The organism is Dactylosporangium maewongense (assembly GCF_039531485.1).
Lineage (GTDB): Bacteria > Actinomycetota > Actinomycetes > Mycobacteriales > Micromonosporaceae > Dactylosporangium > Dactylosporangium maewongense.
On record NZ_BAAAQD010000013.1, the window covers coordinates 105,545 to 132,046 of the forward strand.

Here is a 26,502-nt window from a genome sequence, read left to right on the forward strand (position 1 = left end):
TGAGGTCGTTTGACGTTATAACGTTAAGCACCATGGAAACCCCTTCGGTAGGGCCTTCCGGCGAGACGATCGACACGCCGCAGCACCGGGCGCTCGGCTCGGCCAGCCGGGTGTCGATCCTGCAGCTGGTCCGCGCCGCCGGCGGCGGCCTCACCGCCGCGGACGTCGTCGCCGAGACCGGCCTGCACCTGTCCACGGTCCGGGCCCACCTCGACCGGCTCGCCGAGACCGGGCTGCTGGTCAAGGCCCGCGCCAGCGGCGGGCAGCCGGGCCGGCCGGCCTGGCGCTACCGGGCGGCGACCGCGGACCCCGCGCCCGCCCCGGCCGCCTACCGGGTCCTCGCCGCCGCGTTGCTGGACCACCTGTCCAAGGCCGGCGGCGACACGCGGGAGGCCGCGGCCCAGGCGGGCGAGGGCTGGGGGCGGCAGCTGGCCACGGCCGCCCGCGAGCACGCCGACCCGGTCGACACGGTCGTGGAGGTGCTCGACGGCCTCGGGTTCGGGCCGCGGCGGGTGCCGGCCGAGCCGGGCACGATCCACCTGCACACCTGCCCGTTCCTGGAGCTCGTCGGGCAGAACCCCGACGCGATGTGCGGCCTGCACCTCGGGGTCGTCCGCGGCATCCTGGAGCAGCGGGGCGGGGCCGGCAGCGGCACGGTGCTGGAGCCGTTCGGCGCGCCCGCCGCCTGCGTCGTGCGCGTGCCGTCGTGAACCCGCGGGTGCCGCTGCTCGCCGCCGGCGGCGGTGCGCTGCTGGCCGGCCTGTATGGCGGGCTGCTCCTGCTCGGCACCCCCGTCCCGGCGCCGGCGCTGCCCCTCGAGGCGGTGCACGGGCCGCTGATGGTCCTCGGCTTCGCCGGCACGCTCATCGCCCTGGAACGGGCGGTCGCGCTGGGCGCGCGATGGGCGCTGCTGGCGCCGGCCTGCTCCGGGCTCGGCGTCCTGACGCTGCTCGTGACCGGTCCGGGCCTGGCCGGCAAGGTCCTGCTGATGGCCGCCTCGGTGGTCCTGCTCGGCGTGTACCGCGCGCTGTGGCGCCGCCAGCCGGAGGCCGCGCTGCTCGCCCAGGCGGCGGGGGCGTTCGCCTGGTACGCCGCGACCCTGCTGTGGCTGGCCGGCTTCACCGTCGCCGAGATCGTGCCGTGGCTGACCGTGTTCGTCGTCGCGACCATCGCCGGCGAACGCCTGGAGCTGGCCCGCGTCGCCATCTTCGAGCGGCACGCCGAGCGCTGGTTCCTCGCCGCCCTGGCCGCTCTGTTCGCCGGTGCCGCCGCCGTCACGGTCCGGCCCGCCGACGGCACGCAGCTGTTCGGCGCGGCGCTGCTGGGCGTCGTGGCGTGGCTGCTCGTGTACGACGTGGCCCGCCGCACCGTCCGCGCCACCGGTCTGCCCCGGTTCATCGCCGTGGGGCTGCTCGCCGGCTACGCCTGGCTGGGCGTCGCCGGGGTGCTGTGGGCCGGCGCGGGCGCCACCGGCGGCGGAGCCCGCTACGACGCCACCGTGCACGCCGTGTTCCTCGGCTTCGTCATGTCGATGATCTTCGTGCACGCCCCGGTGATCCTGCCGGCCGTCCTGCGCGTGCCGTTGACGTTCCACCCGCTGCTGTACGCGCCCCTGGCCCTGCTGCACGCCTCGCTGCTGGTCCGCGTCATCCTCGGCGACGCCTTCGGCGCGGCGGCGGTGTGGCGCTGGTCCGGCGTCGCCAACGTCGCGGCGGTGCTCGGCTTCGCCGCGTGCGCGGCCCTCTCCCGCCGCGCCCACCGCCGGCCGCCGGTCGCACGAGCGGCGCTGTCGTGACCGCCGTCGCGGTGGGCGCGGACGCCGCACCGACCGGGCGGGCGGCGTGGCACCGCCGGGTCGCGGCGCTACCCCTCGCCTACCTTGCCGGGATCGCCGCGGTCGGGGTCGGGCACCCGTTCCTGCCCGGCTGGCGCTGGCTGGTCATCCACCTGCTGCTGCTCGGCGCGGTCACCAACGCCGTCGTGGTGTGGAGCGCCCACTTCACCGCCGCGGTCCTGCGCATCCCCGCCCCGCCGCGCCGCCGTGCCGAGGCGGTCCGGCTGGCCGTGCTCAACGCGGGCGTCGTCGCGGTGCTCGCCGCTGGCGTCGCGGACCTGCCGTGGGTCGGCGTCGCCGGGGCCGGGGCTGTCTTCGCCGCGGTCGCCACGCACCTCGCCTGGCTCGCGCGGCAGGTGCGGACCGCGCTGCCAGCCCGGTTCGCCGTCACCGCCCACTACTACCTCGCCGCGTCCGTCGCACTGCTCACCGGCGTCCCCGCCGGCGCCTGGATGCTGGTGGTCGACGACGACACGCGGCCGCGGCTGCTGCTGTTCCACGCGCACGTGAACCTGCTCGGCTGGGTCACGCTGACCGTCCTGGGCACGCTGCTCACGCTGTGGCCGACGGTGCTGCGCACCCGCATGGCCGACGGCGCCGCCCGGGCCGCCCGCACCGCGCTGCCCACGGCGGTGACCGGCCTGGCGCTGCTCGCGGTCGGGGTGCTCGCCTGGTGGCCGGTCCTCGCCGCGGGCGGGCTCGCCGTCATCGCCGCCGCCGTCCTGATCACCGCCGCGCCCGCGGTACACACCGCCGGGCAGCGCCCACCCGCGTCGTTCGCCACCTGGTCGATCGCCGCCGCGGGCGGGTGGCTGCTCGTCGCGCTCGGCGTCGACGCATGGACCCTGCTGTCGTCCGCCACCCCGGCCGCCGCGGCGGACCGCTTCGGCGCCGTCCTCGTCCCGCTGCTCGCCGGCTTCGCCGCGCAGGTCCTCCTCGGCGCGCTGACCTACCTGCTGCCGGTCGTCCTCGGTGGCGGCCCGGCGCTCGTACGGCAGCGGTCGGCGCGACTCGAACGGCACTGGCCGCAGCGGGTCGCCATGGGCAACGCGGCGCTCGCCGTGTTCCTGCTGCCGGTCGGCGCGTACGTCCACATCACCACGTCACTGCTGGTCCTCGCCGCACTGCTGCAGTTCCTCGGACCGGCGGCGCGCGTCCTGCTCACCGCCCGGAGGTAACGATGCCCGCAGAGCACGCCCGCCCGCTCGGCGGCGTCGCCGCCGGCCTGGCGCTGGTCGTCCTCGCCACCCTCGTCGGCGTCGCGGCGCAGCGGGTCGCGGGCGCCGGCACCGGCGCCGACACCAGGTCCGCGGCGACGACCGGCGAGGTGACGCCGACCGGGCACACCACCACCGTCACCGTGACCGCCGAGGACATGCGCTTCCACCCCGACCACATCGCGGTTCCCGCCGGCGACCGGCTCGTCGTCGAGCTCGCCAACCGCGACCGCCGCCGCCACGACCTCGTCCTGGACACCGGCGCGAAGACCGGCACCGTCGCCGCCGGCGGCACCGCCCGCCTCGACGCCGGCGTCATCGGGGGCACCGTCGAGGGCTGGTGCTCGCTCCCGGGCCACCGGCAGGCGGGCATGACCCTCACGATCACCGTCGACGGCACCCACGACCACCCGGCCGCCCCCGCGGAGTTCACGGCACGGGATGCCACGGCGCCGCCCGTACCCCCGGAACGCGTCCACAAAGTCGAGCTGCGGGTGCGGGAGGACGCACGGCAGCACCTGTGGACGTTCAACGGCACCGCCCCGGGACCGACGCTGCGCGGCCGGGTCGGCGACACGTTCGAGATCACGCTCATCAACGACGGCACCATCGACCACGGCGTCGACTTCCACGCCGGCGCGCTCGCCCCGGACGAGCCGATGCGCCCGATCGAGCCTGGCGAACGGCTCACCTACACGTTCACCGCGACCCGTGCCGGCATCTGGATGTACCACTGCTCGACGATGCCGATGCTGCTGCACATCGGCAACGGCATGTACGGCGCCGTCATCATCGACCCGCCCGACCTGGCACCGGTCGACCACGAGTTCGTCCTCGTGCAGTCCGAGCGGTACCTCGGCGGCGACCTGGCGAAGATGCAGGCGGACCAGCCGGACGCGGTCGTGTTCAACGGCCACGCCGACCAGTACACCCACCGGCCGCTGCAAACCCGTGCGGGCCAACGGATCCGTGTCTGGGTCCTCGACGCCGGCCCGAGCCGCGGCAGCGCGTTCCACATCGTCGGCGCCCAGTTCGACACCGTCTACCGTGAAGGGCAGTGGCTGCTGCGCCCGGGCGACCCCGGCGGCGCGCAGGTCCTGGACCTGTCCCCCGCGGCCGGCGGCTTCGTCGAGACCACCCTCGCCGCGGCCGGCCACTACCCCTTCGTCACGCACGCCATGGTCGACGCGGAACGCGGCGCCCGCGGCATCATCGAGGTCTCGTGAGCAGGAACCGGTTCGTGCCGCCGCAGCACGGCGCGTGGGCGATGCTCCTGCTGCCGTGGCTCGCCGGGGTCCTCACCGCCGGCTTCCGCTGGCCGCACCTGCCGCTGCTGGTGGCGTGGCTGGCCGCCTACCTGTTCAGCTACTACTTCCTGCAGGCGGTCAAGACCCGCCGCCTCGCCCGGGTCCGCGCGCAGCTGCTCCTCTACGGCCCGGCCGCGGCCGTGTCGGGTGCGCTCGTGCTGCTCGTGCGGCCGCAGCTGCTCTGGTACGGGCCGGCCTTCGCCGCACTGTTCGCGGTCAACGTCGCCTACGCCCGGCGCCGCGACGAACGCGCGCTCGTCAACGATCTCGCGTCGGTCGTGCAGAGCTGCCTGATGGTCTTCGTCTGCGCCACCGTCGCCGGCCGTCCGCTGGCGGAGGCCGTGCCGGTGTTCGCGGCCGTGACCGCCTACTTCACCGGCACGGTGCTCTACGTCAAAACCATGATCCGTGAACGCGGCAGCGCCGGCTACTACCGCGCGTCGGTGCTGTTCCACCTCGCCGCGCTCGGGGCGGCCTGGTGGGTCGGCGTGCCGGTGCTGGTCGTGTTCGCCCTCCTGCTGGCCCGCGCGGCCCTGCTGCCCAGGCGCCGCCTGACCCCGAAGCAGGTCGGCCTGATCGAGATCGCCGCCACCGTCCTGCTGCTGGTCCTGCTGCTGGTCATGGTGCCGGTCGCGGGGTGAACCGCTCGCGGCTCAGGCTCCCGTGCCGGCCGGCACCTCGTCGTGGAGCACATAGCCGGTGACGAGGTCGCAGTCGATGGTGATGACGCAGTTCATCTCCTCGTCCACCCAGGGGTGCAGGAGCCGCTCGTAGCGGGCCTGGCGGGCCGGGTCGAGGACGAGCCTGGCGGTGCCGGTGACGACCACCGTCCAGCCGGTGTGGGTGTCCGGGTCGAGGACGTCCGCCTCGTACGCCACGACGACCCCACCGCCCTGCGTGGCCGCTGAGGCCAGGGCGCCGCCCAGGTTGCTGCGGATCACGACGGAGTCGCCGTCGACGAGGTGGTTGACCGGTCGGATCGCCGGGAGCGCACGCATGCTGAAGACCACCCGGCCCACCGGCACCGACGCCAGCAGCTCCAGGCAGCGGTCACGGCCCAGGGCCCGCATCGACACCATCCCTGAACTGTTCCCCTGTCGTCCCGCCGCGGCCAGGGCCGTTGGACCCGTGTCCGGCGGGACCTTTTCCCCTGTACGTCACCGCCCGCCGGCCCTGCTGTACACCCCTGGCCGCCGCCTAGCGTGATCCACGGAGCTAATTGAAGGAGCGCGGCATGCGAACAGTGACCGAACCGGAGCTCGCACGGATCCTTGGCGCGCTGCCGGGCATCCCGCGGATCGTCGCCAGCGGCAACTACGCCGCCCCGCGCCGCCTGCTGTCCGTCGCCGACGCGGCCGTCGCGGAGTTCCGGCTGTTCATGCTCAACGCCCAGCACGGCCTGCCGGACCGCGACGGCGTCGTCTACGAGTCCGCGTTCGTCGGGCCGGGGATGCGCGCCCACCCGCGGCTGCACTACTTCCCGTGCCGGCTGTCGCTGGTGCCGCACCTGTTCCGGCAGCGGCTCGCGCCCGACGTGGTGCTGCTGCACACCTCCCGGCCGGTCGGCGGTGCGGTCAGCCTCGGCGTCGAGGTCAACGTCCTGCCGGCCGCGATCGAGTCCGCCCGCGCCCGCGGCGGCATCGTCGTCGCGCAGGCGAACCCCGCGATGCCCTTCACCCACGGCGACGCGCTCCTGCCTCTCGACGCGGTGGACTACCTCCTCGAGGTCGACGAGCCACTCGCCACGCACGCGGTCGTGGCGCCCGACGCGGTGTCGGCGGCCATCGGGGAGCGGGTGGCCGCGCTCGTGCCGGCGGACGCGACGCTGCAGCTCGGCATCGGCGCCATCCCGGACGCGACGCTCGACGCCCTGCTCGACCGGCGCGGGCTGCGGATCTGGTCGGAGATGTTCAGCGACGGCGCCCTCGCCCTGGAGAAGGCGGGCTGCCTCGACCGGGACACGCCGATCACCGCCTCCTTCTGCTTCGGTTCGGCCGAGTTGTACGACTGGGTCGACGCCAACCCACGTATCCGCATGCTGCGCACCGAGAAGACCAACAACCCGGGCACGATCGCCGCGCACCCCAACCTCATGAGCGTCAACAGCGCGCTGCAGGTCGACCTGTTCGCGCAGGCCAACGCCACCCGGGTCGGCAACCGTACGCACTCCGGCTTCGGCGGCCAGACCGACTTCATCGTCGGCGCCATGCACTCCCCCGGCGGCCACGCCGTCATCGCGCTGCGCTCCTGGCATCCGAAGGCCGACGTGTCCTCGGTCGTGCCGCTGGTGTCCGGCCCGGTCACCTCGTTCCAGCACAGCTACATCGTCACCGAGCAGGGCACCGCCACGATCTGGGGCCGCGACTCGGTGGAGCAGGCCCAGGAGATCGTCGACCACGCCGCACACCCGTCGATCCGCGACGAGCTCCGCGCCGCCGGCCGGACGTTCGGGCTCCCCCTCCACTGACGACCGGGACCAACGGCCCGCATCCGCCGATCCACATGCCTCTGCCGGGTCCGCGCGCACCGGTCGACGCTGATCTCATGGACACCACAATCACGGGCACCACGAGCATCGTCGTCGGGCACGACGGGTCGCAGGCTTCACAGCAGGCGGTGGACTGGGCCGCCGACGAGGCGGAGCGCACCGGCGCGTCGCTGCGGATCGTCCACGCCTACCAGCTCGGCTGGCCGGCGGGTGCCTCCTACCGCCCGACGGCTCAGGAGGCGGACGAGGCCCGGGGCCGCGCCGAGGAGCTCGCGACCGGTGCCGCCGCGGCGGTCCGTGCCCGCGGCACCGGCGTCGACGCCGTCGCCACGGTGGTGCACGCCGCGCCAGCCGCGACGCTGCTCGACTTCGCCCATGCCGGCGCGCGCCTGCTCGTCGTCGGCAACCGCGGCGCCGGCGGGATGGCGAGCCTGCTCCAGGGCTCCGTCAGCCAGCAGGTCGCCACGCACGCCCGGGTCCCCGTCGCCGTCGTCCGCGGCCGCACGGCGACGCCCGGCGGTCCGGTCGTCGTCGGGGTCGACGGCTCCCCCTCCACCGACGCCGCGCTCACGCTCGCGTTCGAGGCTGCCGCCGCGCGCGGCACCCACGTCGTCGCCATCAGGGCGTACGTCCCGCCGTCCCCCTCGGTGCTGCCGCCGAGCGCCGTCGAGGCCGAGGAGCGCGCGCACCTGCGGGAGTCGCTGGCCGGTTGGCAGGACAAGTACCCGTCGGTGCGCCTCGAGCCACTGCTGGCCACCGGCCGGGCGGCGAAGGTCCTCGTCGGCGTCTCGCACACCGCACAGCTCGTCGTGGTCGGCAGCCGCGGCCACGGCGGCTTCGCGGGCCTCCTGCTGGGCTCCGTCGGCCAGCAACTCATGCACCACGCCGAGTGCCCGGTCCTGATCGCCCACCGTCCGGCCTGATCCGGCGCACATCTGATGGGAGGGGTGAGTCCGGTGGTGGCAGTCATGCTCGTGGCCACGTCCATCGCCGCCGTCTACGTCGCGCTGATCGCCCTGCACGTGCAGGCCATCCGCGGCGACCCACCGGGCGCCGACCGGCACCGGCCGCGTCTCGCGACCTGGCTCGCCACCCGCGAGGAGCGGCGCCGCGGCCGCGCCGAGCGCGACGCGGCCCAGCGCCTGATGTCCGGCTCGCTGGACCAGGCTTCGTACCGGGCGGCCATGGCCGCCATGGCCGCCCAGGACGCGGCCGAGCACCCCGTCGAGATTCCGAACACCTGACGCGACAGCGCCAGAACGCCAGGTCACTCTCCGTAGATTCCGGCCGCCACGGCGAACGATCGCGCCTTGCGCACATCTGCCGATTTCAGTGCATCCGAGCTGTGTTCACCGGTGGCGATCATGCTGGCGCGTTCGTGGTCATCGTGGTGGCGCCCCGGGTCGCCGAGACGATCGGCGCCTTCGACGCAGCCAGCCGCACGCTCCACCTGGACCCGTACGCTGCGGTCCGCGGCGGACTGCGGTAGTCAGCCGGCGATCAGGCAGAACGGGTGACCGGCTGGGTCCAGTAGCACCCGCCACCGGTTGCCGCCCGGCTGATGGTCGGGCCTGACCGCCCCGAGCTCCAGCGCCAGCTTCTCCGCGGCGTCGAGGTCCTCCACTTGGAGGTCCAGGTGGAACTGTTGTGGCACCTCCTGATCTGGCCACTGCGGGGACCGGTATCCGTGGACTCGCTGGAAGCCCAGGTCGCGGCCCGAACCAGCGGTCAGGGCAACGAACTCGTCGGCGTCGTAGCTGAGTTCCATGCCTGTCAGCTCTTGGTAGAACCGGGCCAGAGCCCGGGGATCGGCGCAGTCCATGGTCACGCCTCGCACCGTGGCGATCGGCATCCTCCACTCCTCCTCGTCCAGGTTCGCGGGCCACGAAGTGGCCGCAGGTAGTGATCCAACCGCGCTGTCGTGGCCCGGCTCCGCTCAACACCGGTCACACGGGCGGCCACAGGGACCAATCGCGGTGACCCTGGTCGATATGGAGTCCCCTCGTGTTCAGCTAAGCTGAGGCTGCCTCGAAATATATCGAGGGGGCCTCGACTTAGCAAGGAGGTACGGTGAGCGCCGCGAACATGCCCCAACGCCGGATGCGTGCCGACGCCCGCCGCAACTACGAACGGGTGCTCACGGAGGCGGAGGTCGCCTTCCGGGAACGGGGCACGGAGGCATCGCTGGAGGAGATCGCGCGCCGAGCCGGAGTGTCGATCGGCACGCTGTACGGGCACTTTCCGACCCGGCAGGCGCTGCTCGAAGCGATGCTGCACGAGAGCATCGACCGGCTCGTTGCCACCGCCGAGGAGTTGCTCACGCACCCGTCGCCCGGCGAGGCCCTCGCCCGGTGGGCCGGCGCGACCGCGGCGCACATGTCCGCCTATCGAGGGCTGGCCAGCTCACTGCTGAGCTCCCTGAAAGACGAGAGTTCTCCGCTGCACCGGGCATGCCAGCAGATGACCGCCGCCGGCGAGCGGCTGCTCGATCGAGCGCGCTCGGCGGGTCACGTGCGGGCCGAGGCCAGCGCCGCGGACATGTTCGCGCTCGTCAACGCGGCTGCCTGGGTCCGCGAGCAGGTCCCCGCCGAGCAGGGCGACCGCCTGCTGGCGTTCATGATTGACGGACTGCGCCCGGTAGCCGCCGAGACTCGCCGTCCCGCCGACCCTGGCCCGTGAGGTCACGGGGCCGGGAAGCGCCGAGGGCGGGTGCCGGCTCGCCCCCGCTTGAGCGACGAGGTCTCCTGCGTTCACCGCCTCAAGTCTTGCAACACGTCAAGACGGATGCACGGATCTGCCGCCGGTCGGGCGCTTCAGCTCGGCGGTGATCGTCACGCTGTGTACGCCGTCTCAGTGGCATGCTCCGCGGAGACGCTGCGCTCTCGTAGCCGATGAGCGCGCATTCGTGGGTCACGGTCGGTCGTATCCCGCCAGGTGCGCTGCCTCCCGCCAGTCGTACGCCTACCTGTGTACTCACTCGCTTCTGCACCAGGTAGCGTGCAGGACGTGTCGAAATCCGCATCACTGGCGATAGCGCGGGTTATGGCCCATTGCGGCGGCGCGCCCGGCGATGCGGTGAAGTACCTCGCCCAGGCGATCGCACAGAGTCCGGAGAATGCCGAGCCGTACGAGCTGCTCGCAGAACTGCGCCGGGAGTCGCCCGATGAGGTGGCCCGGTCCGTCGCCGCGCCGAACAACCTCTGGCAGTTCGTGGTCGGCGCGTACCTGCGTTTCCTTGACGGTGACATGAATCAGGCCGCGCAGGCGCTCGGCTCGGTGATCGGCTATCGCCCGGACGTCGCCTGGGCGTCGGCGCCCTGGTTCGGCGATGAGCGATTCCTCGAGGCGGTGACCGCAGCTGGGCTCGCCGACGCAACCCTGAACATCACCGACTACGGTCCCGAGCTGAGCAGCGACGCTGCGCGGGACCGATTGCGGCCGTGGTTCCGGGCCATCGACGTGGTGTGCGACCGGGAGCCGGTGGCCGAGGCGATGGCACGCATGGCAATCCTGCTGCGGATCTGCGGACGGACGGATGCGTCGCTTGCCCTGTGCGACCGTGCGGACTCCGTTGAACGGGTGAGTTTCGCCGAGGTTGTCCGCGCCGGTACCTGGCGCCGCCTCGGTGACCGGCGGCAGACGGCCGCGGCGTTCCGGCGGGCGCTGGAACTGGACCCGACGAACTGGTCGCTCTACCTCGACCTCGCCGATCTGATGGCGGAGGACGGCAACTTCGCGGAGGCCGCCGATCTGGTACACCGGGGCCTCGAGCACGAGCCGGAGGACGTGACACTGCGGGCGGCGGGCGCTGCCTACCAGGCGCGCGCTGAGGGCTCGGTGACCCACCTGGACCTGCTGCTGGAGCTGGCGCCGGAGGTGCCTCACGCGGGATACCGGAACGGGCTGATCGAGTACGCCGTAGGCGGTCCGAGTCTCCCGGCTGACCGGATAACGGCCGCCCGCCGGCTCCAGGCCGGCAACTGATCCGGATCGCCAATCGTCCCCAGCCGTGGCAGCCCGCCACTACCGGTTCGGCGCTGGTGTCTGGACCCGCCGTTCCCAGTGCCGCACGCCGGCGGCTGGCGCCGGTAGGCGGACCTCTCGGACCACCATGATCAGGTGCGCACATCTGCCGCAGACAAAGCACGCCCTGCCTGCGGCACCAGTTACCCTGACAGAGAGGGCCTCGGCGGGCGTCGGGCAGGTCAGTGTCCGAAGGCCCACGCCACCATCAGCGGAAACTCTCGTTCCCAGAATGCGTCGCCGTGCGAGCCGGCCCGTTCGGTCAGGACAACGTCGCCACCCGCATCGCGCAGCGCGTTCGCCCACCGGGTCGCGTTGTCGCGGAAGAACGGTTCTTCGGTGCCGGCGACGAGATAGGTGCGTGGGAACCTGCCGGACAGCACGGCGGGTGGCCGGTACCCCGCACCGGGCGAGGCGCAGAAGACCGCGCCGTAGATGTCGGGATGCCGAAGCCCCATGGCCAGTGCGAGTTCTGCACTGGCGGAGACACCGAACGCCGCCGTTCGGTCGGCCGGCAGCTTGGCGCCCAAGCGGGTCGCCGCCCATCGGCGTACGTCCTCGACGAAGAATTTCTCGTGTGCCGCGAACCGTTGCGGGTCGAAGGTGAACGCGTCCGTGCTGCGGCCCGGTGAGTACTCGTGCAGCCGCAGCGTCTCGTCCTCCAGCCGGTGCGCGCCGATGATCATCGTGGGCGGTAGATCGGCGGCCTCAAGAGCTGCTCCCCACGACGTGATCAACTGGCCGTCTCCGGCAAAGACGATCGCCTCGGGCGCGGCCGCCGGGACGTAGGCGGTGACCTGACGTCCACCGTCGTACTCCAACACCTCGGTAACGAGCTCGCCTGCTGTGGACGACATCGGCGTGGGCTCCTTGCTGATGAGGTAGCTGCTGACATGTGCTGGCAACAGTGCCAACTATCGCCGAACAGCGCCAGACATAACCGAACGTCATAGGAACCTCTGAGGGCGTCCAGCGCCCACACAAACCCGAGTAGTCGCATGTATGTGCGAAGTCTTGATCGTCGACTCGTTGCCGAACGGTGTTTCGTGTGTGGTACTCGGCTCGCCCGCAGGTGGCGTCCGGTCCGGGCGACATCGTCAACCGCGACGGCCTACCCGACGAAGGCTGGAAGGGGTCGGTGAGCGTTCACCGGGCAGCAGGCCGGGGAGTGCTGATGTGCTGGCTCATGCTGCCTGCCCTGTGGACCGGGTGGGCGCGGTGGCCAGTTGCTCGCAGATCGCGCCGACAGCGTCGCGGTTGCGCTGGCTGAGAACTGCGGCGGGCCAGGTCACGGCTCGGCACGAACTGTTGATGTAGGTGCCGTGCAGGTCGGCCACGCCCGGGTCGGACGCCAGGTAGACACTGGACCGGGACGCTCGTACTGCGGCCCGGTGCCCGTAGAGGATCGGCATGAGTGGCCGTAGGAGGGGGACGATCGGCCGCGCGAGCGGTGGGTAGGCGCTGACGGGCAGACTCTTGTTGATCGATGTGTACGCGTGGCCGGGATATGCCACGTTGAGGGTGACGCCGCTACCCCGGAGGCGTTCGGCGGTCGTGTAGCTCATCGCCATGAGCGCCAGTTTGGTCTGGTTGTAATGCGACAGCGCCACGTACGACCGCTCACCTTGCAGGTTGTCCAGGTCGATCGAGCCGTGGGGCACTCCGCCGGTGATGTTGATGATCCGGGCCGGCGCGGCGCGGATCAGCGTCGGCAGCAGGCCCTCCACGAGAAGGTAGGGCGCCAGAACGTTGGCGGCGAACGTCGTCTCGATGCCCTCGGGGGTCAGCATGCGGCTGGCCCGGGTGACTCCCATGTTGTTGATCAAGACATGGATCTCCCCATACCGGGCGGCGATACGCTCGGCCAACTCTCGCACGTTCCGCTTAAGGGTGAGGTCGGCGAGTACCGCCTCGACCCGGTCATTGCCGGCGTCACGCCGAAGCTCCGCAACTGCCGTGCGGGCGCGGTCGCCGTCTCGGCCGACCACCACAACCTGTGCTCCGAGTCGGGCGAGGCCGCACGCGGTCTCCCTTCCGACGCCGGCGGTGCCGCCGGTGACAACGACCGTCTTGCCTTCCATCAGTTCCGTCATGGACCTCATATTACGACACCTGGTGACAGATTCGACATCAAATGTAGTTAAGTAAACTTTGGTGCGTGACGGGTTTGCGGGAACGAACGCGGCGGGCAGTGCGGGCCGAACTCGCCGCCGTCGCGATACGGCTGTTCGCCGAGCAGGGCTTCGAGGAAACGACCGTGGACCAAATCTCGACCGCCGCCGGGCTAACCAAACGCAGCTTCTTCCGGTACTTCCCGGTCAAGGAGGACGTCGTATTCGGCGACGTCGATGTGCTCGGCGAGCAGGTCATCGTCGAGATTCGCGAGGAACCCGGCGACGACCCGTGGCACTGCCTGCACCAGGTGCTGCGGCGATGGCAGCAGCACATCCACGGCTCCGAGCAGGCCCAGACCAGACTCCGACTCATCGAGGTCACCCCGTCGCTACGGGCACGCCTGCACGAGAAGCGGGCCGAATGGCGGCAGAGCGTCAGTGATGCGCTGCGCGCTCGATCCGGCCTGCCAGTTGATGCGTTCACCGCCGATCTACTGACCAACGCCGCCGCAGCGGCGCTGGACACCGTCACACAGGAATGGGCCCGCTCCGGCGGTACCGCCGACCGAGACGCCCTGCTCGACCGGGCTTTCGCGCTGCTGCGCCCGGATATAGCGGGCGTCGCCAACTGATGGCGCCACGCCGACGTCCCAGGCGGTTCCGTGCGCACATCCGCCGCGATGAGCGCTATGGCGTCGAAGTTGAGTTGTGCCGGGCCAGCATGAGCGAGGCAGAACCGCGATCAAGCGGGTCGATCCCGGCGTCGAGATGAATGTGCGCGCCATCCGGTGGTCGCGGGTCTGCCAACGCCAGGCACATTCGGGCGAGGTCCCGCAGGCCGCCAGGGTCACCGAAGATCTCGACTGATCCGCCGACGATCTCGACTACGACCGTGCCATCTTCAGTCGGCGCGACTACACCGATCGCGGGGTCATACGCCGGCACGGACAACGAGTTCTCAGTCATGACATTGATCTTGCATCAAGACGACGACTTCGGCTCATGCCGCCGACCAGGCCGCGGCGGTCGCTGGTGCCGGTCACCGTCGGTCGCGCCTCACGGTCAGCGCACTCTCGTGGTCGGTGAGCGAACATCCCAGGCGCGGCGGCTACTTGACCATGCGGAAGTCGGGATGTGCCAACCAGGCGGCCAGCAAGTCGGCATCGGCATGGCCGATGAGCGGATACCGACCTGGTCCCCTGTATCGACGGACCGGACGACTCGACTATCCGAACCGGTCCGCGAGCTTCGTCAGCTTGGTGACGTACGCCGGCCAGTCGTAGTCGTTGGGGATGTTGGTGTTCTCCTGCTGCCAACCGACCGCTCCGTCGTGCTGCTCGCGCATGATGTCGGCGTGGCCGGCGTGACGGACGAGGTCGCAGGTCACGTGGATGATGATGCGGTGCAGCGTCACGTCCTGCCGCCCTGGCCGCCACCATGGCACCTGCCCCGGCGCGTCGAGGGGGAGCTGCTCGATCGTCTGGTCCGCGAAGTTCCCCACACGGCGGTACAGGTCGATCAGCCCATCCTTCGTCTCATCCTCCCGCGCGTACCAGTCCGCCTGCGGGTCCTGCTCAAACGCCTGCACGGAGACTAGATCCTCAGGCGACGGGAACTCACGCCCGAAGGTAGGCCCGAAGTAGCCGGCCTCGACATTGAGGCAGTGCTTGATGACTCCCAGCAAATTGTTGCCGGTCGCGGTGCGGGGCAGTCTGGCATCGCGTTCGCTCAGCCCGTCGAGCTTCCAGATCAGGTCGTCGCGAGTCGCCTGGAGGTAGTGGTGCAGGGCAGCCTTCGGGTCGCCGAGATCAGCCATGCCGGCCAGTCTTCCGTATGCGCACGAGTCATTTCATGCGAGGTGTCACATGCTGGATCAGCGCCCGGCTGCGTGGAGCGGCATCCTCATTTGCCGCCGAGGGTGAGCGCGAGTTGACCGCGTCCGTTACGCCGCGTGATGAGGTCACGCGGCGACCGGCGCGCTGAACTGCCGAATTGCGTGCATGTGATCATGCCTACCGATCATGAGCCCATGTTGATTGTGAGCTGGCCGACGGCGCACTGACCCGACGGGACAGTGGTTGCGGAGCCAGTGGAGTAGCGTGGCCGGCCATGACGCAGGTTGTGACCGCGCCGATCCGGCCGCCAGCTGCGGTGCGTACGGCATTTTGGCTTGCCGCCGCATCCATCGTGGCCGGCGGGGTGAGCGCCGTGCTGATCTTCTTCGACATCGACCTGATGTACGGCGGCCATGGCAACGAAAAGGTCGCGTACGGTTCCGCGGGTTTCGCTCTGGTCCTGCTTGCATTGCAGTTGTTGCTGGCACTCCGAATGCGCGCCGGTGCTGGATGGGCCCGGATCGTGCTGACGGTCCTGATGGTCGTCATGCTGCTGGCCGTGCCGGGGGACGTGTCCTACCTGATGGGTCACACTCGCAGCGTTCTCGGCATGGCTGAGCTGGCGGCATCGTGCCTGGAGGGTCTTCTCGCGCTGGGATATTTGGTCGCTGTGCATCTCCATGGCACCGGGGCGTGGTTTCGGCGCCGGTGACACGGCCAAGCTACCTCTCGTGCCGAAGATAAGGCGCGGGCAGCCGAGCTCGGCATCGTGACGTCGGGACGCGTCTACGTGCGAATTTGGCAAAGCTTGCCGCCAAGCCTTCCGTTCCAAGGCGGTACAGATCATCCCGCGCACTTCAAGATCACGTGCGCTGTCATGCCGCCCGATCGCGCGCTGCAGCTCATAAGTGATCATTACGCTCCGTACCCCACCGAGGCCAGCGTGCCCCTCGGTCTCGTGCGCGCTCGTGGCCGATGAGCGGTCGTTGCAGGACACAGGTTGACGGCGAGTGGGGCCGTAGGCCGGTCGCCGTGTCAGCGGGCGTTGGGGCCAGTCAGCCGTTCCAGTTCGATGCCGGCGATTCCGCGCACACGCTCGTCGGGGTCGCGGGCGTACCGGCGGAGAATGTCTCGAGCGGCGTCGAGTGGGAGCCGGCGTGCCGCGACCGCGACTCGTAGGCGGACCACCGGATCGGGATCCGCAGCCAGCCCGGCCACGAGCGATGCCCAGCGTGAGGCATTGACGCCGGAACCGGAAAGGCCGCTGATCGTGGCCGCCCGTACCGCCGCCTCGCTGTCCTGTGCCAGCGCCACGAGGTGCTGCGAGACACGGAGATCCGAGTCGACTGCCTTCGCGAGTGCGGCTGCGGCCTGGGCTCGCAGCTGCGGGTCCTCGGCGGCGGCGAGCCCCAGCAGCGTGTCGACCGCAGCCGAACCACCGACAGAGCCGAGGGCCTCCACAGCGCGCTCACGGACGTGTTGATCGGGGTCGTGCAGAAGGTGTAGGAGTGCCGGGATTGTGTCTGCACCGCATAGGCGTCCGAGTGCGTATGCGACCATGGACCGCACCTGAGGTGCAGGATCATCGACCCGGGCGGCGAGGGGCGCGACCGCATCGGTCCGGTCGGTGAAGCCGAGCCTGCTGACCGCCGCCGCCCGCACCTGCTGGTCCGGGTCATCCAACGCGGAGAGGATCACACGGTACGCCCGGTCGTCGCCGTCGGGGTCGGGAATCGAGCCGATCGCGGTGGACCTGACCGCTGCGTCGACGGCAGTCGCGGCCGCGGCTAGCAGCTCAATGTCCTGGGCTTCGGCCACGAACCCGAGCGCCCACAACCCCGTGTGGCGCAGTTCGGGCGTGTCGCTGGTGGCGAACTCGACTACCGTACGGCGAGCGGTGGCCCGGTCCGCCTCCAGCAGGACGATGATCTCGGCGCTCAAGCTGTCCTGGTCATCGTGGAGATCGCGGGCCGACGCGCGCAGCAGCGCTGGCAGCGCCGCCGGGCCCTGGATACCGGCCAGGATACGAGCGATCAGATCGCGGCCGTAGAAGTTTCCGTCGTCGAGGAACCGGTCGAGTGCCTCGTGAAGCGGGGATACCAGCGCGGTGTCGCCGCTCGCTGACAGCGCCTCGAGGGTCGACGCGACGTCGACGTAGTCGTCCTCAAGCTCCACGGCGTGCCGGACGACGGCCGCCAGCATCCCACGCCTGTCGATCATCAGGTCACGATGCCATACCAGGCCGGGTCTTCGGCACCCGCGAAGACCGTGCGCATCGTCGCGCTGCAAGTTAACGAGCCGCATCCGGATCTGCCGCGGATGTCGCGCGGCGGAAGGCGGCGGTCATTGCCAGCTCCGGGTTCTTCGGGTCGTCAGCTAAGGCCGAAGTCGGCAGGCGACTCAGCAGCCTTCGCACGGAACGCGGCCTCGAGGTGCTCGTCCCGCTGGCCGAGGATGGTCACCAGATCGGAATCCCTGGATTCGGCATACGCGCCGTCTCCGTAGCGGGCGATCAGGTCCTCCAGCAGTTCGGCCAAGCCGACCAGACCGAGATACTGCGCGGCGTCGACGGCGCGTCGCAGCCGGAACTCCTCGTTGACCTCGACGGCGAAGCCCAAACCACCGCCCATCGCAGAGTTTGTAGACACGTAGCAGATGCGAAAGGTGCACAACTCCGATCGGTGCGTCCTCGGGTACTTCGCCGTCCGCCCCGTAGTCGGCGGCGCAGTTCCACAGGATCCGCAGGCTTTCGAACTCGGGCACCGGCGAAGGTCCAGTCACGCCCCGAAGGAAAAGAGCGCCGACGTGCAGAACTCGATGCAGGTCGGTCACGATGGCGGCAGGATGCGGTTGCACACTCATGCCGCCGTCCGAGTGCGGGCCCATCGGCAGCCGTCACGCTCTGTTCGTCACCGCGTCGTCGTGGTCCGCGCTCGTGCTGGTGTGCATGCTTCCGACCTTCATGCGAGGCGTGGTGGTGCACGCCTTGGCTCGGCAGTGGAATCACCCTGATTGCCGCGGGTAGTCGTGCCGGCGACAAGCCAGGGCAGCGGTCCGGAAGCACGTCGCCGACAAGACCGACCACGACCACGAATGAGCGATCCCGGCACCGCATCAGCCGCGGCTCACGTGCCGGCGTCCGCCGCCAAGGTCACGTTGGTGAAGCCGAGTGCTGGCGGCCCGGCGCTCGCTCGATGAGCGTGCGTCTCGTACGACATGATGTGGCACATGGATCTTGCCGGATTCTGGGCGCTCATTGCGCGGTCGGCGCAGAAAGCCACCGATCCGATCGAGCGAGGCGACTGGCTCGCAGCGGCACTGACCGGGCTCGCGGACGAAGATCTGATCGACTTCCAGGATCACCTCGACGCCCAGACAGATCGGGTGGGCAGCTGGTTGATGTGGCACGCGGCCAGCCTGATCCAGGGTGGGTGCAGCGATGATGGTTTCAGCGGGTTCCGCGCATGGCTGGTCGGCCTCGGTCCCGTCGTGGTCGACCGTGTTGCTGACGACCCTGACCGGCTCGCTGACCAACCAGAGGTACAGCGCCTGGCCGGCCGGCACTCGCGCACCTGCGTCCCGGCTGACTACCGCCGAGCCACTACCGCAGCCTGTCGAGGAAGAACGCTGGGATCACTACGACCCGGCAGAGTCCTGTCAACGGCTGCCGCGACTCGCCGCGATGTTTCCACAGGCCGGTCCATCCCAGGCCACGCCCGAGGCCGCGCAAGCCTCCCTCATGCAAGCGAAGGAGGGCCTCGAACGACAGCTCGCAGAGTCCGGCCGAACGTTGGCCGACTTCTTCCGCGGAGTACCGCCCAGGACTCCGTGACGAACGAGCACTCACGCCGCAGCGGTTGGGCGACGAGTGCAGCTGTTCGCACGACGGTCGAGTCGCCGAGATGTGGCGCTGTGCGGAGCCGAGGGGTCCTTCAGGCGCCGCGGACCGGCGGCTGAGCAAGATCAGGTCCGCCGTGGTGCGGGGTCCTGACATGGCCGGAGGGACCCCGCGGGACCGCCGCCAGACACGCTGCGGAGCAGGCGTTGACGAGCAGCGGCAGTACATCGGTGGCCACACGGAGGGAGATCCAGGCCTGGTGCAGTTCGTGATCGACCGGTTCCGCGCACACGCTGCACGCGTCGACCCTGTCAGCGCCCCACACTCCGGGGTCAAGCCGCGTGAAGTCCGCCTCGGTCGCGGTGGTCACCGGCCTCAGGCTCGGAAACGGCGGCCGGTTGTTGAAGCTGGTGTACAGCACGCGAGTGCTGACGGTGCTGTCCCGGAGCCGGGTGCACCTGGTCAGCTCGTACGGGTACCAGTGCAGGCGGTGCGAGGTGTACGGCTCGAACACCTCGAGGCTCGCCATCGCCCCGATCTCGGGCGGGATACGAACCAGGTTGGTGCCGTACAGGACGAGGTGCCTGACTTTGGTCAGGGTCGCGATCGTCGGTGGCAGGGTGACGATCTGCCGGCGCTCCTCGGCGCTGAGCTCGACGAAAGGCTTGAAGACCGTCCTGCCGTCGGCCGCCGCCTCTTCGATGAGCGTCAGGAGGTGCCGCCAACCGTCGCGTGCGGTGTCCTGCCGCTCGGCATGGAAGGCCACCCGCGCCGGTCGTGTCTTGACCGAAGGATCCGTGCATCGGCACCGGTCCCGGTCTGGTGCTCGACCCGACGGCCCGACAGCATCGGCGAACCGGTTGGTGAACATGCGTGGCTCGGCCTCGTTGCCGCTCATGGCGCAGGAGCCTACCCACGCCACGCTGCAATATCCTGCCCTTTGCCGGCCTGCTTCGAGATGCCGTAGGCCGTGGCGCTCCACCGGCAAGGTTGCTCTCGTCCCGCTGCCACCCTCTGTCGTACGGGCGATTGAACGCGCCTCGACAGACGCCCCAACGAGCCGATCCTGCGCAGCACCCTCGGGCACCCGCATGGACCACCACGTCGCGACGCGGCGACTCAAACACCTGGCCGCCACCGCGACCTGGCACACCTCCCGCGCGCCGGTGCGGCCAGCACCGGCCGACAAGCTGCTCGCCGCGCCTTCTGTACAGCCACGGTCTCATCTCACCTCAGTGGAAACCGGTTCGAGCAGGAAGAGATCTGCGTACTCGTGCCCGGTGTAGCCCTTTACCTCAGCAGTGATGCGAAGCTTCTGCCCAACTCCAATGGAGTCGGCGATGTTCGAGCCCGTGACGCGCAGATCGCTGGTGATGTTGACGTCACTGAACCTGAAGTTCGGCCCAGTCGCTCCCGCCCCGATGTTGTCTCCGGCGAAGACCAAGATGTCGAACCGCGTTTTGGAATTGCCGAGACGGTTCATTGCAGCGATGGTGCCATCGAACCTGATGGTGCGGCCCTGGTACTTGGCCGCGAACTTCTTGAACAGGTCGTAGTCATCCACCGCTGCCAAGAGCGCTGCGAAATCCTCGTTGTTCTCGACGGTCAGGACCGCCTCGGCCGCGGGCTCGGCGGACGTAGATTTCGACTCGGCCGCAGCGACCGGCGGCTTTTGCTCTGTCGGGGCTTCCGTCGTGGCGGCAGCCGCAGGCGTAGGCGCATCCTTCTCGTTGATCGCCCCGATAGCGATGACGACGGCGAGAACGGGGAGCAGGCCACCCGCAACCCGCAACCCGATCTTCTGCTGGTTCGTCAGCGGCCGCCTTCGCGTGGTCATGAGCGGATCATAGCCGCGCTCTCAGCGGCCCATCTGCGCCCTTCCGGCGCGCCTGCGGTCCCGACCCTCCAGAACGACCGCCAGCATGGCTGGCTGGATCTGCCGGTCGATGTAGCGCACCAGCGGAAGGCGCCAACCGGCTCGGAGATCGTCACGCTTCGTGGTGACTGGCGGGCGCATCGAACCGTGCGGCTGTGCGCGCTCGTGTTGCTGAGCACGATCATGCACGGCGACGGCTGGGGCCGCCGCGGCAATGGTGGGTGACATCTTCGGCTGTTCGCGCCCCGGGTAGTCGGAGGTACAGCCCGCGCTGACGCCTCGCAGTTCGGCCGGCACCGCCGCGGGGTCCATGCGGTTCCGACTGCGGAGGCCGGTCACCGCTGAGGTCGGCCTCGTCCCGAACGGGCAAGGCGGCTTCCGTCTTGAAGTCGCCCTGCGGACGAAGCTGCCGGAAAGCCTGCCCCGGGAAGCCGGTCGCGAACTCATCGAGGCCACTCACCAGGTGTGCCCGTACTCCCACGCCACACGCGGCAACATCCCAGTCGAACTGCTCGCCGGGTAACCGCCGCCCGCCGCCTGGACCGCAACCACCGGAGTCCGCGACGCAGGTGGCGTCGTCGACCCCGCCGATCCACCCGTCCCGGTCCGTACTGCGGTCGCCGCACTGGTGCTCAACGCCGACGCGGTGCGCGCCGCCTGCAGCCTGTCCGGCGGCGCTCGGCGTTACCGGTTGCAGGTGCGCTCCCCTGCCGATGGCGCGGTCTGGCTCACGCGGCAGCAGATCACCGAGTTGTACGGCACCTCCGTGCGGCGCTCATCACGGTGCGTAAGAAGGCCCTGGTTTCGGTGACCTGCTGAGCCTTCGGTGCTGTCGGTGGGGCCCGAACTCGCGAGCAAAAACCACCCATCCGGACCGCGAGTGGCGCTTGGCGCTGCGGCATCACCTCATACACCGCCGACGTGGAATGAACGCCCGCGCCTGGGAACAACTGCACCGCAAAGCCTCACCGGCATCGTTCAACGGGTCAGCCGGCCCGTGCCCGGGTTGCCGTGGAGAACGCGGGGCGGTGGAGCTCGACCCCCCTTCCCGCCGCTGGCCGGTGTGCTCAGCCTCTCCTCCTGCCCGGCTGCAGCGGGCGGTGGGGCTCAATCGCCCTTCCTGCCCGGCAGGTGGGCATCGTTGCGGTGAGGCGGGGCCAAGTTGACGACCTCGTCGACGTCGGTGAGGAGGTCCGTGCGGTGGGTGATGAGCAGGACCGCCCGGTCGCCCGTGGCGGTCAGCAGGTCGCGGGTCAGTGCGGCGGCGGTGGCCTCGTCGAGGTGTTCGGTGGGCTCGTCGAGGATCAGGACGGGGAAGTCGGCCAGCAGCGCGCGGGCGAGCGCGAGCCGGCGGCGCTGGCCGCCGGACAGGGTGACGCCGTGCTCGCCGACGGGGGTGTCGAGGCCGGCGGGCAGGGTCCTGACCCAGTCGAGCAGCCGTGCGGCCGTCAGGGCCGTCTCGAGCGCGGCCTGGGTCGCGCCGGGGCGGCCGATGCGCAGGTTCGCCTCGATGGTCGTGTCGAACAGGTACGCGTCGTCGCCCAGGTAGCCGACGACCCGGCGCAGGTCGTCGCTGCGCAGGTCGCGCACGTCGACATCGTTGAGCGTCACCCGGCCGGCGACCGGGTCGAGCCACCGCAGCAGCAGTGCCGCGACCGTGCTCTTGCCGGCGCCGCTCGGGCCGACGAGCGCGACCCGGCGGCCCGGGCGCAGCGTGAGCGACACGTCGCGGACCACCACCTGGCCCGGTGTCCAGCCGGCGGACACGCCCTCGAGGCGGACGGTCGGCGGGCCGGCCGGCAACGGCGCGGGCTCGATCGGGTCCGGTGCCGGGTCGGCGGCTGCGGCGATCTCGGCGAGCCGGCCGAGGGCGGCGCGGGCCGCGGCGAGGCGCTGCGCGGCGGCAGGGATCGTGCCGACCGTCTCGAACACGGCGAGCGGGGTGAGCACGACGACGGCGAGCAGCTCCCCCGGGAGGGTGCCGGCCCGGACCGCGACGGCGCCGGCGGCCAGGCCGGCGAGGACGCTCAGGCCCGTGCATAGCGCGGTGACCGCGGCCGACAGGCCCGCGGCGGCGCTGGAGCGGCGGGCGGCGGTGAGCAGCTGCCGGTCGGTGCGGTCCAGCGCGGCGAGCGCGTCACCGGCGGCGCCGTGCGCGATGAGCTCGGGCAGCCCTTCCATCAGGTCGACGGTGCCCGCGGCCAGCGCGCCGCGCAGGGGTGCGAGCCTGGCGTCGGCGCGACGGACCGCCGCCGACTGCAGCACCGGCACCCCGACCGCGACGACGAGCAGCCCGGCCGCGAGGACCGCACCGGCGACCGGCAGCAGGCCGCCGACGAGCAGCACGGTGGCCGCACCGGTGACGGCGGCGACCGCGATGGGCAGCAGCACGCGCGCGATCACGTCGAGCACGGACTCGACGTCGTCGACGAGGCGCGCGACGAGGTCACCGCGGCGGAACGCGGCGATGCCGGCGGGCGCAAGACGCTCCAGCCTCCGGTACGCCTGCACCCTCAACCCGCCCAGCACCCGGAACGCGGCGTCGTGGCCGGTGACCCGCTCGACATACCGCAGCACGCCCCGCCCGATGCCGAACGCCCGCACGGCGACGATCGCCACCATCAGGTGCAGCACCGGCGGGTGCTGAGCAGCGCGCGAGATGAGCCACGCCGACGTCGCCATCAGCCCGACCCCGGCTCCGGCCGCGCCGACCCCGGCGATCAACGCCAGTGCGAGCTGCCCTGCCGCCGGCCGGCACAACCGCAGCACACCACGGACAACGCCGACGCCACGGCCGTCCACGGCTCGCTCCCGGCCCACCGCGCCGGCCACGCCACGCCCCCGGGACGCCGCACCGGGCACGCCATCCACGCCGCGCTCCAGGGGAGGCTGACCGGCCGCGCGGGCACGGTCGTCGCGCGGTCGGGTGGCGGCGTGGACGGGGCGGTCATGCGTCCGGGTGGACTCGGCCGGTGCGCCGTGGTTGTGGTCGGGGATCATGTCGCCGTTCTTCGTGGGCGAGGTGGACGGGCCGTTGGGACGGGCCGCGTGGTCGGTGACGCTCATGCCGGCACCGCCATCCGGCCGACCGGAACCACGCGGTCGGCGAGGGCAACAAGCACAGAACGATGAGCCGTCACGATGACCGTCCAACCGTTCGCGGGAGCGCAGCGGCGGGCCGCGTGGTCGGTGACGCTCATGCCGGCACCGCCGAGCGGCCGACCGGAATCACGCGGTCAGCGAGAGCAACGAGCACGGAACGATGAGCCGTCACGATGACCGTCCAACCGTTCGCGGGGGCGCAGCGGCGGGCCGCGTGGTCGGTGACGCTCATGCCGGCACCGCCGAGCGGCCGACCGGGATCGTGCGGTCGGCGAGGGCGATGAGCGCGGGGCGGTGGGCGGTCATGATGACCGTCCGGCCGGTGGCGTGGGCGCGGATCGCGGCGAGGATGCCCGCCTCCGTCGCGGCGTCGAGGTTGGCGGTCGGCTCGTCGAGCAGGACCAGCGGGGCGTCGCGCAGGAACACGCGGGCCAGGGCGATGCGCTGCCGCTGGCCGGCGGACAGGCCCGCGCCGTCGTCGCCGAGCCTGGTCGACATGCCGTCCGGAAGGGCGTCGATGAACTCCAGGGCGCCGGCGAGGTCCGCGGCGCGGCGCAGCGACTCCTCGGTGGCGGCGGGCGCGCCCAGGCGGATGTTGTCGGCGATGGTGCCGGCGCTAAGCCAGGGCCGCTGCGGCAGCCACGCGACCAGCCGCCGCCACGCGTCGGGGTCGACGGCCGCCAGGTCCTGGCCGTCGACGGTGACGGTGCCGGCCGCCGGTGCGGCGAAGCCGAGCAGCACGGCCAGGGCCGTGGACTTGCCGCAGCCGCTGGGGCCGGTCAGGGCCACCAGCTCGCCCGGGTGGATCTCGGCGGTGAACGGCGGCAGCGACGCCTCGGATCGCCCGTCGTGCCGGACGACGACGTCCTCGAAGCGCACGGTGCCGGCGGGTGCAGGTGCCGTGCCGTGCGGTGGCGGCGGCCGGTCGAGGATCTCGAACACCGACGTGGCGGCGGCGAGACCTTCGGCGCTGGCGTGGTAGTTGGCGCCGACCTGGCGCAGCGGCAAATAGGCCTCCGGGGCGAGGATCAGCACGAGCAGCGCGGTGGCGAGGCCGAGGCTGCCGTCGACGAGGCGCAGGCCGATGCCGACCGCGACGAGCGCCACCGACAGCGTCGCGAGCAGCTCCAGCACGAGCGAGGACAGGAACGCGACCCGCAGCGTGCGCATGGTGGTGGTGCGCTGCTCGGCACTGATCCGGGCGATGACCCCGGCCTGCCGCTTCGCGCGGCCGAAGACCCGCAAGGTCGGCAGGCCGGCGACGACGTCGAGGAAGTGGTGCGACAGCCGGGCGAGGAGCCGGAACTGGCGCCGGTTCGCCGACTCGGTGTGCAGCCCGACGAGGGCCATGAACACCGGGATGAGCGGCAGGGTGAGGGCGATCGTGCCCGCGGCGACGAGGTCCGCGGGCGCGATGCGGGCGAGCACGATGACCGGCACCAGCGCGGCGAGGACCAGCTGCGGCAGGTACCGCGCGAAGTAGGCGTCCAGGGCGTCCAGCCCGCGGGTGGCGAGGACGGCGACCTTGCCGCTGTCGCCGGCGGCGCCCGGGCCGAGCGCCGCGACGTGGGCGAGCAGCCGCGACCGCAGCTGCCGCTTCACGGCCGCGGACGAGCGGGCCGCGGCGACCTCCTGCGCCCAGGCGACCGCCGCCCGCAGCGCGACGACGGCGGCCAGCCAGCCGAGGGCCGGCGCGATCCGGGCCACGTCGGCGCCGTGCAGGTACACGGCGGTGATGCCGTCGGCGAGCAGCGTGGCCTGGGCCACGACGAGCGCGGCGAGGGCGACGCCGAGGGCGACGGACAGCACGAGGTAGCCGCGGGTCGCCCGGGCGTGGCGCAGCAGGCGCGGGTCCAGGGGCTTCACGGGTGGGCCGCCGGGATGTGCTCGACCCGCAGCCGCCGGCGGAACACCCAGTAGGTCCACGACTGGTAGCCCAGCACGATCGGGGTGAAGCAGACCGCGACCCAGGTCATGACCTTCAGCGTGTACGGCGTGGACGACGCGTTGGTCACGGTGAGGCTGTCGCCGCCGGGGAGGGTGGTCGGCATGACGTCGGGGAAGAGCGTGACGAACAGTGCGGCGACGGCGAGGACCAGGGTCGCCCCGGTGGCGAGGAACGCCCAGCCTTCGCGGCGGGCCCGCGCGGCCACCACCGCGCCGATCAGGGCCGCGGCGGCCGCGCCCGACAGCGCCCAGCCCCAGGCGTCGTCGTGGGTCAGCTGGGTCCACAGCAGGAACGACGCGGCGAGGAGCACGGCGGGCAGGCTGAGCCGGAACGCGAGGCGCCCCGCCCTGGCCCGGACGTCGCCGTCGGTCTTCAGCGCCAGGAACACCGCGCCGTGCAGCGCGAACAGCGACAGCGTCGTGAGCCCGCCGAGCAGCGCGTAGGGGTTGAGGAGGGTGAAGAACGTGCCGGCGTACTCGTGCTCGGCGGTGATCGGCACGCCGCGGACGATGTTGCCGAACGCGACACCCCACAGCAGCGCCGGCACGAAGCTCCCGGCGATGATGCACAGGTCCCAGCGGCGCCTCCACTGTGGACTGTCGACCTTGCCACGGTATTCGAAAGCGAGCCCACGCAGGATGAGCGCCACGAGGATGATCAGCAGCGGCAGGTAGAAGCCGGAGAAGAGCGTGGCATACCACTCCGGGAAGGCGGCGAACGTCGCGCCGCCGGCGACGAGGAGCCAGACCTCGTTGCCGTCCCAGACCGGGCCGATGGTGTTGATGAGCAGGCGCCGCTCCCGCTCGTCGCGGGCGAGGACCGGCAGCAGCATGCCGACGCCGAAGTCGAAGCCTTCCAGGAGGAAGTAGCCGGCCCAGAGCACGGCGATGAGCGCGAACCAGACGGTGGTGAGTTCCATG

At 71.3% G+C, this 26,502-nt stretch carries 29 protein-coding genes; 13 read left to right on the forward strand and 16 right to left on the reverse strand.

The window, feature by feature from the left end:
* Positions 1 to 32 precede the first annotated feature (32 nt).
* The 5 genes from ABD332_RS30635 to ABD332_RS30655 are packed head-to-tail and all read left to right on the forward strand — an operon-like array spanning position 33 to position 4,999.
* Positions 33 to 710, forward strand: a complete 678-nt coding sequence (locus ABD332_RS30635; protein WP_344505808.1) for a helix-turn-helix transcriptional regulator — start codon at positions 33 to 35, stop codon at positions 708 to 710.
* Positions 707 to 1,795 carry a hypothetical protein gene (locus tag ABD332_RS30640; RefSeq protein ID WP_344505809.1) on the forward strand — a complete coding sequence of 363 codons (1,089 nt, stop codon included), beginning with the start codon at positions 707 to 709 and terminating at the stop codon, positions 1,793 to 1,795. Before ABD332_RS30635 ends, ABD332_RS30640 begins: the two co-directional genes overlap by 4 nt.
* On the forward strand, positions 1,792 to 3,012 hold the full coding sequence (locus ABD332_RS30645) for a hypothetical protein (protein WP_344505810.1): 1,221 nt from the start codon (positions 1,792 to 1,794) through the stop codon (positions 3,010 to 3,012). Before ABD332_RS30640 ends, ABD332_RS30645 begins: the two co-directional genes overlap by 4 nt.
* Positions 3,013 to 3,014: 2 nt before the next feature.
* A complete protein-coding gene (locus tag ABD332_RS30650) occupies positions 3,015 to 4,277 on the forward strand; it encodes a multicopper oxidase domain-containing protein (protein ID WP_344505811.1) in 1,263 nt (420 codons plus the stop codon).
* Positions 4,274 to 4,999 carry a YwiC-like family protein gene (locus ABD332_RS30655; RefSeq protein WP_344505812.1) on the forward strand — a complete coding sequence of 242 codons (726 nt, stop codon included), beginning with the start codon at positions 4,274 to 4,276 and terminating at the stop codon, positions 4,997 to 4,999. The genes ABD332_RS30650 and ABD332_RS30655 overlap by 4 nt, the downstream gene beginning before the upstream one ends.
* 12 nt (positions 5,000 to 5,011) lie before the next feature.
* Here ABD332_RS30655 and ABD332_RS30660 read toward each other — a convergent pair whose 3' ends face one another.
* The gene (locus tag ABD332_RS30660) at positions 5,012 to 5,437 is read right to left on the reverse strand and encodes a pyridoxamine 5'-phosphate oxidase family protein (RefSeq protein ID WP_344505813.1); all 426 of its coding nucleotides are present in this window, start codon (positions 5,435 to 5,437) and stop codon (positions 5,012 to 5,014) included.
* A 155-nt stretch (positions 5,438 to 5,592) separates the two neighbouring features.
* Between ABD332_RS30660 and ABD332_RS30665 the strand changes: the two genes are divergently transcribed.
* The 3 genes from ABD332_RS30665 to ABD332_RS30675 all read left to right on the forward strand — a co-directional run bounded on the left by ABD332_RS30665 (position 5,593) and on the right by ABD332_RS30675 (position 8,090).
* Positions 5,593 to 6,825: an acetyl-CoA hydrolase/transferase family protein gene (locus ABD332_RS30665; protein ID WP_344505814.1), complete on the forward strand. Its 1,233-nt coding sequence runs from the start codon at positions 5,593 to 5,595 to the stop codon at positions 6,823 to 6,825.
* A gap of 77 nt (positions 6,826 to 6,902) precedes the next feature.
* The gene (locus ABD332_RS30670; protein WP_344505815.1) at positions 6,903 to 7,769 is read left to right on the forward strand and encodes a universal stress protein; all 867 of its coding nucleotides are present in this window, start codon (positions 6,903 to 6,905) and stop codon (positions 7,767 to 7,769) included.
* A gap of 33 nt (positions 7,770 to 7,802) precedes the next feature.
* Positions 7,803 to 8,090 carry a hypothetical protein gene (locus ABD332_RS30675; protein ID WP_344505816.1) on the forward strand — a complete coding sequence of 96 codons (288 nt, stop codon included), beginning with the start codon at positions 7,803 to 7,805 and terminating at the stop codon, positions 8,088 to 8,090.
* Between the two features lie 23 nt (positions 8,091 to 8,113).
* Here the strand turns inward: ABD332_RS30675 and ABD332_RS30680 are convergent, their stop codons facing one another.
* Positions 8,114 to 8,296, reverse strand: coding sequence for a hypothetical protein (locus ABD332_RS30680; protein ID WP_344505817.1), 183 nt, complete (start codon positions 8,294 to 8,296; stop codon positions 8,114 to 8,116).
* A gap of 39 nt (positions 8,297 to 8,335) precedes the next feature.
* Positions 8,336 to 8,698, reverse strand: coding sequence for a VOC family protein (locus tag ABD332_RS30685; RefSeq protein WP_211273616.1), 363 nt, complete (start codon positions 8,696 to 8,698; stop codon positions 8,336 to 8,338).
* Positions 8,699 to 8,916: 218 nt separating this feature from the next.
* On the opposite strand from ABD332_RS30685, the gene ABD332_RS30690 reads away from it, so the two are divergent.
* Together ABD332_RS30690 and ABD332_RS30695 are read left to right on the forward strand one after the other, a co-directional pair.
* A complete protein-coding gene (locus ABD332_RS30690) occupies positions 8,917 to 9,525 on the forward strand; it encodes a TetR/AcrR family transcriptional regulator (protein ID WP_344505818.1) in 609 nt (202 codons plus the stop codon).
* 327 nt (positions 9,526 to 9,852) lie between these two features.
* Positions 9,853 to 10,830 carry a tetratricopeptide repeat protein gene (locus ABD332_RS30695; protein ID WP_344505819.1) on the forward strand — a complete coding sequence of 326 codons (978 nt, stop codon included), beginning with the start codon at positions 9,853 to 9,855 and terminating at the stop codon, positions 10,828 to 10,830.
* Positions 10,831 to 11,051: 221 nt separating this feature from the next.
* Here the strand turns inward: ABD332_RS30695 and ABD332_RS30700 are convergent, their stop codons facing one another.
* Both ABD332_RS30700 and ABD332_RS30705 read right to left on the reverse strand, forming a co-directional pair.
* Positions 11,052 to 11,783 carry an alpha/beta hydrolase-fold protein gene (locus tag ABD332_RS30700; protein ID WP_344505820.1) on the reverse strand — a complete coding sequence of 244 codons (732 nt, stop codon included), beginning with the start codon at positions 11,781 to 11,783 and terminating at the stop codon, positions 11,052 to 11,054.
* 270 nt (positions 11,784 to 12,053) lie between these two features.
* Positions 12,054 to 12,962, reverse strand: a complete 909-nt coding sequence (locus ABD332_RS30705; RefSeq protein WP_344505821.1) for an SDR family NAD(P)-dependent oxidoreductase — start codon at positions 12,960 to 12,962, stop codon at positions 12,054 to 12,056.
* Between the two features lie 65 nt (positions 12,963 to 13,027).
* Between ABD332_RS30705 and ABD332_RS30710 the strand changes: the two genes are divergently transcribed.
* Positions 13,028 to 13,615 carry an acyl-CoA-like ligand-binding transcription factor gene (locus ABD332_RS30710; protein ID WP_344505822.1) on the forward strand — a complete coding sequence of 196 codons (588 nt, stop codon included), beginning with the start codon at positions 13,028 to 13,030 and terminating at the stop codon, positions 13,613 to 13,615.
* Positions 13,616 to 13,670: 55 nt separating this feature from the next.
* On the opposite strand, the gene ABD332_RS30715 is transcribed toward ABD332_RS30710, so the two are convergent.
* Both ABD332_RS30715 and ABD332_RS30720 read right to left on the reverse strand, forming a co-directional pair.
* Positions 13,671 to 13,949, reverse strand: a complete 279-nt coding sequence (locus ABD332_RS30715) for an Imm32 family immunity protein (protein ID WP_344505823.1) — start codon at positions 13,947 to 13,949, stop codon at positions 13,671 to 13,673.
* Positions 13,950 to 14,208: 259 nt separating this feature from the next.
* Positions 14,209 to 14,799: a DinB family protein gene (locus ABD332_RS30720; RefSeq protein WP_344505824.1), complete on the reverse strand. Its 591-nt coding sequence runs from the start codon at positions 14,797 to 14,799 to the stop codon at positions 14,209 to 14,211.
* 293 nt (positions 14,800 to 15,092) lie between these two features.
* On the opposite strand from ABD332_RS30720, the gene ABD332_RS30725 reads away from it, so the two are divergent.
* Complete coding sequence (locus tag ABD332_RS30725; RefSeq protein ID WP_344505825.1) at positions 15,093 to 15,530, forward strand: hypothetical protein; 438 nt, start codon at positions 15,093 to 15,095, stop codon at positions 15,528 to 15,530.
* 323 nt (positions 15,531 to 15,853) lie between these two features.
* Here the strand turns inward: ABD332_RS30725 and ABD332_RS30730 are convergent, their stop codons facing one another.
* Complete coding sequence (locus ABD332_RS30730) at positions 15,854 to 17,038, reverse strand: HEAT repeat domain-containing protein (RefSeq protein WP_344505826.1); 1,185 nt, start codon at positions 17,036 to 17,038, stop codon at positions 15,854 to 15,856.
* A gap of 152 nt (positions 17,039 to 17,190) precedes the next feature.
* Positions 17,191 to 17,448, reverse strand: coding sequence for a hypothetical protein (locus ABD332_RS30735; protein WP_344505827.1), 258 nt, complete (start codon positions 17,446 to 17,448; stop codon positions 17,191 to 17,193).
* A gap of 598 nt (positions 17,449 to 18,046) precedes the next feature.
* On the opposite strand from ABD332_RS30735, the gene ABD332_RS60155 reads away from it, so the two are divergent.
* Positions 18,047 to 18,775 carry a DUF4240 domain-containing protein gene (locus tag ABD332_RS60155; protein ID WP_425552311.1) on the forward strand — a complete coding sequence of 243 codons (729 nt, stop codon included), beginning with the start codon at positions 18,047 to 18,049 and terminating at the stop codon, positions 18,773 to 18,775.
* Here the strand turns inward: ABD332_RS60155 and ABD332_RS30745 are convergent.
* From ABD332_RS30745 to cydB, 7 genes are all read right to left on the reverse strand, one after another.
* Complete coding sequence (locus tag ABD332_RS30745; RefSeq protein WP_344505829.1) at positions 18,751 to 19,749, reverse strand: leucine-rich repeat domain-containing protein; 999 nt, start codon at positions 19,747 to 19,749, stop codon at positions 18,751 to 18,753. The genes ABD332_RS60155 and ABD332_RS30745 overlap by 25 nt on opposite strands.
* Positions 19,750 to 19,878: 129 nt before the next feature.
* The gene (locus ABD332_RS30750; RefSeq protein WP_344505830.1) at positions 19,879 to 20,493 is read right to left on the reverse strand and encodes a DUF4839 domain-containing protein; all 615 of its coding nucleotides are present in this window, start codon (positions 20,491 to 20,493) and stop codon (positions 19,879 to 19,881) included.
* Between the two features lie 1,146 nt (positions 20,494 to 21,639).
* Positions 21,640 to 23,598, reverse strand: coding sequence for a thiol reductant ABC exporter subunit CydC (gene cydC, locus ABD332_RS30755; protein WP_344505831.1), 1,959 nt, complete (start codon positions 23,596 to 23,598; stop codon positions 21,640 to 21,642).
* A complete protein-coding gene (locus ABD332_RS30760; RefSeq protein ID WP_344505832.1) occupies positions 23,595 to 23,732 on the reverse strand; it encodes a hypothetical protein in 138 nt (45 codons plus the stop codon). Before ABD332_RS30760 ends, cydC begins: the two co-directional genes overlap by 4 nt.
* Positions 23,729 to 23,866 (reverse strand): hypothetical protein, encoded by a 138-nt coding sequence (locus ABD332_RS30765; protein ID WP_344505833.1) that lies wholly within the window; start codon positions 23,864 to 23,866, stop codon positions 23,729 to 23,731. The genes ABD332_RS30760 and ABD332_RS30765 overlap by 4 nt, the downstream gene beginning before the upstream one ends.
* A complete protein-coding gene (gene cydD, locus ABD332_RS30770) occupies positions 23,863 to 25,500 on the reverse strand; it encodes a thiol reductant ABC exporter subunit CydD (RefSeq protein WP_344505834.1) in 1,638 nt (545 codons plus the stop codon). Before cydD ends, ABD332_RS30765 begins: the two co-directional genes overlap by 4 nt.
* Positions 25,497 to 26,501: a cytochrome d ubiquinol oxidase subunit II gene (gene cydB, locus ABD332_RS30775; RefSeq protein ID WP_344505835.1), complete on the reverse strand. Its 1,005-nt coding sequence runs from the start codon at positions 26,499 to 26,501 to the stop codon at positions 25,497 to 25,499. Before cydB ends, cydD begins: the two co-directional genes overlap by 4 nt.
* Position 26,502: the final 1 nt, after the last annotated feature.

Bases quoted from the DNA above. Each gene is read 5' to 3' on its own strand.
- ABD332_RS30635 (WP_344505808.1), top strand. From the start codon at position 33: ATGGAAACCCCTTCGGTAGGGCCTTCCGGCGAGACGATCGACACGCCG.
- ABD332_RS30650 (WP_344505811.1), top strand. From the start codon at position 3,015: ATGCCCGCAGAGCACGCCCGCCCGCTCGGCGGCGTCGCCGCCGGCCTG.
- ABD332_RS30660 (WP_344505813.1), bottom strand. From the start codon at position 5,437: ATGGTGTCGATGCGGGCCCTGGGCCGTGACCGCTGCCTGGAGCTGCTG.
- ABD332_RS30665 (WP_344505814.1), top strand. From the start codon at position 5,593: ATGCGAACAGTGACCGAACCGGAGCTCGCACGGATCCTTGGCGCGCTG.
- ABD332_RS30670 (WP_344505815.1), top strand. From the start codon at position 6,903: ATGGACACCACAATCACGGGCACCACGAGCATCGTCGTCGGGCACGAC.
- ABD332_RS30685 (WP_211273616.1), bottom strand. From the start codon at position 8,698: ATGCCGATCGCCACGGTGCGAGGCGTGACCATGGACTGCGCCGATCCC.
- ABD332_RS30705 (WP_344505821.1), bottom strand. From the start codon at position 12,962: ATGACGGAACTGATGGAAGGCAAGACGGTCGTTGTCACCGGCGGCACC.
- ABD332_RS30715 (WP_344505823.1), bottom strand. From the start codon at position 13,949: ATGACTGAGAACTCGTTGTCCGTGCCGGCGTATGACCCCGCGATCGGT.
- ABD332_RS30720 (WP_344505824.1), bottom strand. From the start codon at position 14,799: ATGGCTGATCTCGGCGACCCGAAGGCTGCCCTGCACCACTACCTCCAG.
- ABD332_RS30725 (WP_344505825.1), top strand. From the start codon at position 15,093: ATGACGCAGGTTGTGACCGCGCCGATCCGGCCGCCAGCTGCGGTGCGT.
- ABD332_RS30730 (WP_344505826.1), bottom strand. From the start codon at position 17,038: ATGATCGACAGGCGTGGGATGCTGGCGGCCGTCGTCCGGCACGCCGTG.
- ABD332_RS30735 (WP_344505827.1), bottom strand. From the start codon at position 17,448: ATGGGCGGTGGTTTGGGCTTCGCCGTCGAGGTCAACGAGGAGTTCCGG.
- ABD332_RS60155 (WP_425552311.1), top strand. From the start codon at position 18,047: ATGGATCTTGCCGGATTCTGGGCGCTCATTGCGCGGTCGGCGCAGAAA.
- ABD332_RS30745 (WP_344505829.1), bottom strand. From the start codon at position 19,749: ATGCGGGTGCCCGAGGGTGCTGCGCAGGATCGGCTCGTTGGGGCGTCT.
- ABD332_RS30750 (WP_344505830.1), bottom strand. From the start codon at position 20,493: ATGACCACGCGAAGGCGGCCGCTGACGAACCAGCAGAAGATCGGGTTG.
- cydC (WP_344505831.1), bottom strand. From the start codon at position 23,598: ATGAGCGTCACCGACCACGCGGCCCGTCCCAACGGCCCGTCCACCTCG.
- ABD332_RS30760 (WP_344505832.1), bottom strand. From the start codon at position 23,732: ATGAGCGTCACCGACCACGCGGCCCGCCGCTGCGCTCCCGCGAACGGT.
- ABD332_RS30765 (WP_344505833.1), bottom strand. From the start codon at position 23,866: ATGAGCGTCACCGACCACGCGGCCCGCCGCTGCGCCCCCGCGAACGGT.
- cydB (WP_344505835.1), bottom strand. From the start codon at position 26,501: ATGGAACTCACCACCGTCTGGTTCGCGCTCATCGCCGTGCTCTGGGCC.